Source organism: Nostocoides japonicum T1-X7 (genome assembly GCF_001046855.1).
In the GTDB taxonomy this organism is placed as follows: Bacteria; Actinomycetota; Actinomycetes; order Actinomycetales; family Dermatophilaceae; genus Nostocoides; species Nostocoides japonicum.
Genome location: NZ_HF570958.1, coordinates 3,646,362 through 3,653,478 on the forward strand (window position 1 = coordinate 3,646,362; position 7,117 = coordinate 3,653,478).

General features: G+C 70.4%; 6 protein-coding genes. 5 read left to right on the plus strand and 1 reads right to left on the minus strand.

Features of this window, described 5'->3' with window-relative positions:
* Positions 1–19: 19 nt before the first annotated feature.
* The 5 genes from BN12_RS16500 to gdhA all read left to right on the plus strand — a co-directional run bounded on the left by BN12_RS16500 (position 20) and on the right by gdhA (position 6,234).
* Positions 20–1,222 (plus strand): aromatic ring-hydroxylating oxygenase subunit alpha, encoded by a 1,203-nt coding sequence (locus tag BN12_RS16500; protein ID WP_235432438.1) that lies wholly within the window; start codon positions 20–22, stop codon positions 1,220–1,222.
* A 189-nt stretch (positions 1,223–1,411) separates the two neighbouring features.
* Positions 1,412–2,044: a TetR/AcrR family transcriptional regulator gene (locus BN12_RS23465; protein ID WP_053080061.1), complete on the plus strand. Its 633-nt coding sequence runs from the start codon at positions 1,412–1,414 to the stop codon at positions 2,042–2,044.
* Entirely contained in the window at positions 2,041–3,645 is a 1,605-nt protein-coding gene (locus BN12_RS16510) for an MDR family MFS transporter (protein ID WP_048554174.1), read from the plus strand. Before BN12_RS23465 ends, BN12_RS16510 begins: the two co-directional genes overlap by 4 nt.
* A gap of 2 nt (positions 3,646–3,647) precedes the next feature.
* On the plus strand, positions 3,648–4,532 hold the full coding sequence (locus tag BN12_RS16515) for a phosphatase PAP2 family protein (protein WP_053080062.1): 885 nt from the start codon (positions 3,648–3,650) through the stop codon (positions 4,530–4,532).
* Positions 4,533–4,884: 352 nt separating this feature from the next.
* Positions 4,885–6,234: an NADP-specific glutamate dehydrogenase gene (gdhA, locus tag BN12_RS16520; RefSeq protein WP_048554176.1), complete on the plus strand. Its 1,350-nt coding sequence runs from the start codon at positions 4,885–4,887 to the stop codon at positions 6,232–6,234.
* A 58-nt stretch (positions 6,235–6,292) separates the two neighbouring features.
* Here gdhA and BN12_RS16525 read toward each other — a convergent pair whose 3' ends face one another.
* Entirely contained in the window at positions 6,293–6,772 is a 480-nt protein-coding gene (locus BN12_RS16525; protein WP_083454712.1) for a GNAT family N-acetyltransferase, read from the minus strand.
* Between the last annotated feature and the right edge of the window lie 345 nt (positions 6,773–7,117).

The following is a 7,117-nucleotide window of genomic DNA, read 5'->3' on the forward strand; positions in this document are numbered from 1 at the left end:
GTTCTACACGAGTGCGGAGGTGTATGCGCTGGATCTGGAGGTGATCTTCGGTCGGCATTGGTTGTTCTGTGCGACGGAGGCGGAGATTCCGGAGCCGGGGGACTTCGTGACGGTGGAGGTGGGGTCGACGTCGGTGATCATCGTGCGGGATGACGATGAGGGAGTGTCGGCGCTGTTGAACGTGTGTCGGCATCGGGGGTCGCGGATCGTGGATGATCCGTGTGGGGCGGTGGGGAACTTCGTGTGTCCGTATCACCAGTGGACGTATCGCACGGATGGGTCGTTGATCTTCGCCGAGTCTTCGCAGCCGGGGTTCGATCGGTCGGCGTTCGGGTTGCGGCGGGTGCCGGTGCGGAGTCTGGCGGGGTTGGTGTTCGTGTGTCTGTCGGATGAGCCGCCGGTGGATTTCGATGAGGTGGCGGGGGTTCTGGAGCCGTATCTGGCGCCGTACCGGTTGGCGGGGTTGAAGGTGGCGCATCAGACGGATCTGATGGAGGCGGGTAACTGGAAGCTGGTGATGGAGAACAACCGGGAGTGTCTGCATTGTGATGCGGGGCATCCGGAGTTGACCAGCGCCTACTTCCCGTTCCTGACGTCCAATCCGGAGGACATCACCCCTCGGCTCCGACCGGTCTACGAGGAGTATCTCGGGGCGGGCGCCAAGCTGACCGAGGCCGGTGCGACCCGGGGGATCCCCTCGGGCGCCCGGCGTGAGCTGGACAGCCGGCCGACGGGCTACCAGGTGACGCACATGCCGCTGGCCGGGAAGGGCCGCTCCTTCGGGATGGGGGGAGCCCCGGTCAGCGCCAAGCTGATCGGCGACGTCCACGACGCGGTGTTCGGGGACATGTCGGTCCACTTCCAGCCGAACTCGTGGTTCCACCTCCTCAGCGACCACGCCATCGTCTTCCGCGCCCTCCCCGTCGCGCCGGACCGGACGCTGGTCCGCACGACGTGGCTGGTGAGCGCCGACGCGGTCGAGGGCGTCGACTACGACGTGGACCGGCTCACCGAGGTGTGGACGGCGACCAACGACGAGGACCGCGGCTTCGTGGAACGGCAGCAGCGGGGCGTCAGCGACCCCGGCTACCTGCCCGGACCGTATGCGACCGTCGAGTTCGACGTCGAAGCGTTCGTCACCTGGTACATCCGCCGGCTCGAGAGCCACTTCGGTGGTGGCCGCGACCACCTGGGCCTCGTCCCGCAGACCGCCGCACGCTGAGCCTCCGAGCCCGCGACGTCTCGTGGGGAAGGTGGTCAGAGCTCTGGCTCTGACCACCTTCCCCACAGCGTTGCCTGCCCGGAACAGGTCACCGCGGCGGTGACACGCGTCGTCGCGGACGAGCCGGGTGCTCAAGCGGATGCGGTCCTGCAAGTTTGCATTACTGCATAATTGCAGTAGAGTAAGCATGTGCGCACCACGGAGAGATGCAGCCTGCGGGACCGGAAGCGGGCCGAGACGACCGCGCGGATCGAGGCGGCCGCGGTCGAGCTGGTCCTGCGCGACGGTCCGGACGCGGCGACGGTCGACGCGATCAGCGACCGGGCCGGCATCTCGCCGCGGACCTTCTTCAACTACTTCGACAGCAAGGACAGCGCCATCCTCGGGATCCAGCCCGATGGCGGCGACGAGCTCGTGCTCGAGGAGCGGCTGGCCGCGGGCCACGAGGGCGAGGACCCGGTCGTCGTCCTCGTCGGTGTCGTGGCGGGCGTTCTGCGGACGGGCTCCGGTGCGAGCTCGAGGCTTCGGCGGGACCGCGAGGCGATCATCCGTCGGCACCCGGAGATCCTCGGCAGCCAGCTCGCCTCGTTGAGCGCCCGGAAGACCCGGCTGCTGGAGTATGCGGCGCGGATCCTGTCCGGCGATGTGCGCTTCCCCGACGATGCCGACGCCGACGCCCGAGCGGGCATCGTCCTGGCCATGTGCGTGGCCGCCGTGAAGGCGGCCTTCGACGAATGGGCGCGGTCCGCCGCGCCCGTCGACCCCCAGATCGAGGAGCGCGCCGTCGCGCTCATCCACACCACCCTCAGGAGCCTGGTATGACCCAGTCCACGTCGACCGCCGAGGTGGTCGACCCTTCGATCGACCGCGGCGAACGCCGCGCCGTCCTTCTCGTGTTCGTCGGCCTCATGGTCGCGATGCTGCTCGCCTCGCTGGACCAGATGATCTTCAGCACCGCCCTGCCCACCATCGTCGGGGAGCTGCACGGCGTCGACCACATGCTGTGGGTGACGACGGCCTACATCCTCGCCTCGACGATCATGATGCCGGTCTACGGCAAGCTCGGTGACCTCATCGGCCGCAAGAGCATCTTCGTCGCGGCGATCTCCCTGTTCATGGCCGGCTCCGTCTTCGGCGGTCTGGCCCACAGCATGACGCTGCTCATCATCGGCCGAGCCATCCAGGGCCTGGGCGGCGGTGGACTGATGATCCTCAGCCAGGCGATCATCGCCGACGTCGTGCCCGCCCGGCAGCGCGGGAGGTACATGGGGATCATGGGCGGGGTCTTCGCGCTCGCCTCGGTGGCCGGGCCGCTGCTCGGTGGGTTCTTCACCGAGGGCATCGGCTGGCGCTGGGCGTTCTGGATGAACCTCCCCCTCGGTGCCCTGGCCATCGCCGCGGCCCTCTTCTTCCTGCACCCGCATACCGGGGATCGCGTTCGTCCCCGGATCGACGTCGCCGGCATCACGACCCTCGCCGTCGCCTCCGCCGCGGTCGTCCTCACCTCGGTCTGGGGCGGCACGACCTACGCCTGGGACTCACCGCAGATCCTGAGCCTCATCGCCGTCGCGCTCCTCGCGATCGGTGGTTTCGTCGTCGCCGAGCGCCGGGCCGCGGAACCCGTCATGCCGCTGCACCTGTTCCGCCAGCGCAACTTCTGCCTGGCGACCGGGGCCGGTCTCATCATCGGCGTCGCGATGTTCGGTGCCATGGCCTACCTGCCGACCTACCTGCAGATGGTCACCGGCTCGGGTGCCACCAAGGCCGGCCTGCTCATGATCCCGATGATGGGCGGGGTGCTCGTCACCTCGATGGCGTCCGGACAGGTCGTCAGCCGCACGGGGCGGTACAAGCTGTTCCCGCTCGTCGGGACCCTCGTCGTCGGGGCCGCCCTGGCCCTCATGTCGACGATGACGCCGAGCACCTCCCTCGTCGTCATCTGCTCCTACCTGGCCCTCCTCGGTGCCGGCATCGGCCTGGCCATGCAGATCCTCGTCCTCGTCGTCCAGAACACCTTCCCCGCCAGGGAGGTGGGCACCGCGACGGCCGCGAACAACTACTTCCGCCAGATCGGCGCCTCGCTCGGGTCGGCGATCGTCGGCACCGTCTTCGTCAGCCGGCTCACCGACCTGCTGGCCGGCGCGAGCACCGGTGGGACGGGCGGTGCGAACTCGCTGACGCCCGAGGCGGTCAAGGTCCTGCCCACCGCTGTCCGCGACGTCATCGTCGGGGCGTACAGCGACGCCCTCACCCCCGTCTTCCTCTACCTCGTCCCGCTCCTCGCCGTCGCCGCCGTCCTCCTGGCATACCTCACCGAGAAGCCCCTCGCCACGACCATCGAGCGGGCGCCGAGCGTGCGGACCGAGCCGGACGGGACGGACGCGGTCGACGAGTCGCGGGTCCTCGCAACGGTTCTCGACTGACGGTGACCACTCAGCAGACGCATCGCGAGTCGTCCGGGCTCGCGGCTCTCCTCCAGCAGGTGCTGGCGAGGCTGCGGCCCGGACTGCGCGAGATGCTCCTGCTCGGCGCTCTCTACGTCGCCTACTCCGCCGCGCGGGTCCTCGCCTCCGGGGACCGGCATCCCGCGCTGGACCGCGCCGACGGCATCCTGGCCGTGGAGCGGGTGCTCCACCTCGACGTGGAGCACCCGCTCAACGCATTTCTCTTCGACCATCGTGGCTGGGCCGTCGCGGCGAGCTTCTACTACGCGAGCGCCCACTACGTCGTCACCCCGCTCGTCCTGCTCTGGCTGTGGCGCCGCCACCGCGCCGGGTATGCCGCCGCGCGCCGCGCGCTCGTCGTCGCCACTCTCGCCGCACTCGTCATCTTCGTCGTCGACCCGACGGCGCCGCCACGCCTCGTCGGCTACCACGACATCCTCGCGACGACCGCCGACGTCGGGTGGTGGTCCACGAGCGCCTCGGCGCCCAAGGGCTTCGGGGGCATCACCAACCAGCTGGCCGCGATGCCGTCGATGCACGTCGGCTGGGCCGTCTGGTGCGCGCTCGCCCTCCGCCGGCACGCCAGCAGTCGCGTCGGGCGGTCCGCCGGATGGGTCTATGCCGCGGCGACGACGATCGTGGTCCTCGCGACCGCCAACCACTGGACCCTCGATGCCGTCGCCGGCGCCACGATCGTCGCCGCCACCTGGGTGCTGCTCGTCCCGTCGGACGGGTCCGGGCCGCTCGAGGGGCGGCTCAGCGCCAGGAGCCGCCGTTCCCCCAACCCGCCCCCGGGTGCATCCGCACCTCTCCGTCGGACGGTGGGTCCTGCCATTCACCGTTGTCGCGGTGCCGACGGCGGTTGACGATGCCCCTCACGAGGACGGCGACGATCGCCACCGCGCCGACGGCGAAGACCGCATACATGAAGATGGCGATGCCCATGAGCCTCTCCTCACCGAACCGAACCCCGTCACGGCCTCACCGAGCACCGTAGCCCTCCATTGGACGTCTCGGTGGCCGAGGGGGTTCCTCACGAACGCATGCGTGGTGCTGGCATGTCGGGCCCGACGGCCGGCGGATCCACCGCGCGGCTAGGCTCGCCTCGCGGGGGTCGTCAGCAGCCCCCGCGCACGACGACGGTGGCCGGAGGCGGCGGGCACCCACGCGATGACCACCACGAGGAGACGCGCGTGGCGGAGGGAAGGACGGACGGGCATGCCCTTGTTGGACGAGAAGCTGCACACCATCTACGAGGAGGTGCAGCGCCGCAACCCCGGGGAGGCGGAGTTCCACCAGTCCGTGCACGAGGTCCTCGACAGCCTCGGCCCGGTCGTCGCCAAGCATCCGCAGTATGCCGAGGCGGCGATCATCCAGCGGCTCTGCGAACCGGAGCGGCAGATCATCTTCCGCGTGCCATGGGTCGACGACGCGGGGACGGTGCAGATCAACCGCGGCTTCAGGGTGGAGTTCAACTCCGCCCTCGGGCCGTTCAAGGGCGGGCTGCGCTTCCACCCCTCGGTGTACCTCGGCATCGTCAAGTTCCTCGGCTTCGAGCAGATCTTCAAGAACGCCCTGACCGGTATGCCGATCGGCGGCGGCAAGGGCGGCTCGGACTTCGACCCGAAGGGCCGCTCGGACGCCGAGGTCATGCGCTTCTGCCAGTCGTTCATGATGGAGCTGTCCCGCCACATCGGGGAGTACACCGATGTCCCGGCCGGTGACATCGGGGTGGGTGGGCGCGAGATCGGCTACCTCTTCGGCCAGTACAAGCGGATCACCAACCGCTACGAGTCGGGCACGCTGACGGGCAAGGGCGTGGCCTGGGGTGGATCGCGGGTCCGCACCGAAGCCACCGGCTACGGCACCGTCTTCTTCGTCGAGTCGATGCTGGCGACCCGCGGCGACGACTTCGACGGCAAGCGGGTCGTCGTGTCCGGGTCGGGCAACGTCGCCCTCTACGCGATCGAGAAGGTGCACCAGCTGGGCGGTGTGGTCATCGCCTGCTCGGACTCCTCCGGTCACGTCGTGGACGAGAAGGGCATCGACCTGGAGCTCCTCAAGGACATCAAGGAGGTCCAGCGCGGCCGGATCGCCGACTACGCCACCGCTCGGGGCGACGATGTGCGGCTGAGCGCGACCGGCTCCATCTGGAGCGTCCCGTGCGACGTCGCGCTGCCCTGCGCCACCCAGAACGAGCTCAACCGGGCGGACGCGGCCGAGCTGGCCCGTGGCGGCTGCCGGATCGTCGCGGAGGGCGCCAACATGCCGACGACACCCGACGCCGTGAAGCTCCTCGCCGAGGCCGGCGTCCAGTTCGCACCCGGCAAGGCCGCCAACGCCGGCGGGGTGGCGACGAGCGCGCTGGAGATGCAGCAGAACGCCTCCCGCGACAGCTGGAGCTTCGAGCACACCGAGAGCCGGCTCGCCGCCATCATGGGAACCATCCACGACCGGTGCCTCGCCACCGCCGAGGAGTACGCCGCACCCGGCAACTACCTCGTCGGGGCGAACATCGCCGGGTTCACCCAGGTCGCCGACGCGATGCTCGCCCTCGGCCTCATCTGACCATCCCTCGCGTCGACCCTGCGGACCGGCGCCACCCGCGTCGACGGAGCCGCGAGCGTCAGAGGTGGGACGGACCTCCCGACGCGCTGGAGGGAAGGCCCCGATGGACGAGGACGAGGTCGCCCCACTCGTCGGAGCCGGTCTGCGTGAAGCCGGCGGCGCGTGCAAGGGCGAGGCTCGCGACGTTGTCGGGGCGGACGGCGGCGACGAACCGGCGGTCGGGCCGCCCGGCGACCAGGGCCCGGAGGGCTGCGAGACCGACTCCCCGGCGCCGATGGCCGGGCACGACGAAGTAGGTGAGGTCGATCCCGTCCGACGTCTCCCTGTCGGTGTCGAGGTCGAGGAACCCGACGGGCTCGGTCGCGAGGAGGACGATGAGCAGCTCGCGGTCCGGGCCGAGCAGCGGCGGCATCCGGGTCGCTGCCGCACCGTAGAAGCCGCCCATGGCCGCCATCGTCTGGGGGCACCGCCGGACCGCTCGTTCGACCCAGGTCAGGTCCTCAGGCGTCGCGGGCCGGAGCGTCAGATCCATGGCCATCGGCCCGTGCCTCAGCGGCCGGGGCTCACCGCGGAGGATCGGAGCGGTGCGGCTGCACCTGCACCGCGTGTGCCCGCTCCGGCAGTCGGTGTCGATCAGGGCATGGGTCGGCGCCGCGGCCGTCGTCGTCCTCGAGAGGGCACCGGGTCTGCTCTGGCTCCATCGCACCGGGGAGGTCGCGTCGCGTCACGGACCCGTCGCGGTGGTGCACGCTGCCCGCACGGTCGGCGTCCGGCGCGCGTCCTGCGTCGTCACGCGATCTGGCGACGCCGGTCGGTGCGGGCCGCCCGGCCCTCGGTGCGTGGGGCGTGTCGCCCGGTGTGGGCCGCGCCCCCCCCCCCGCCC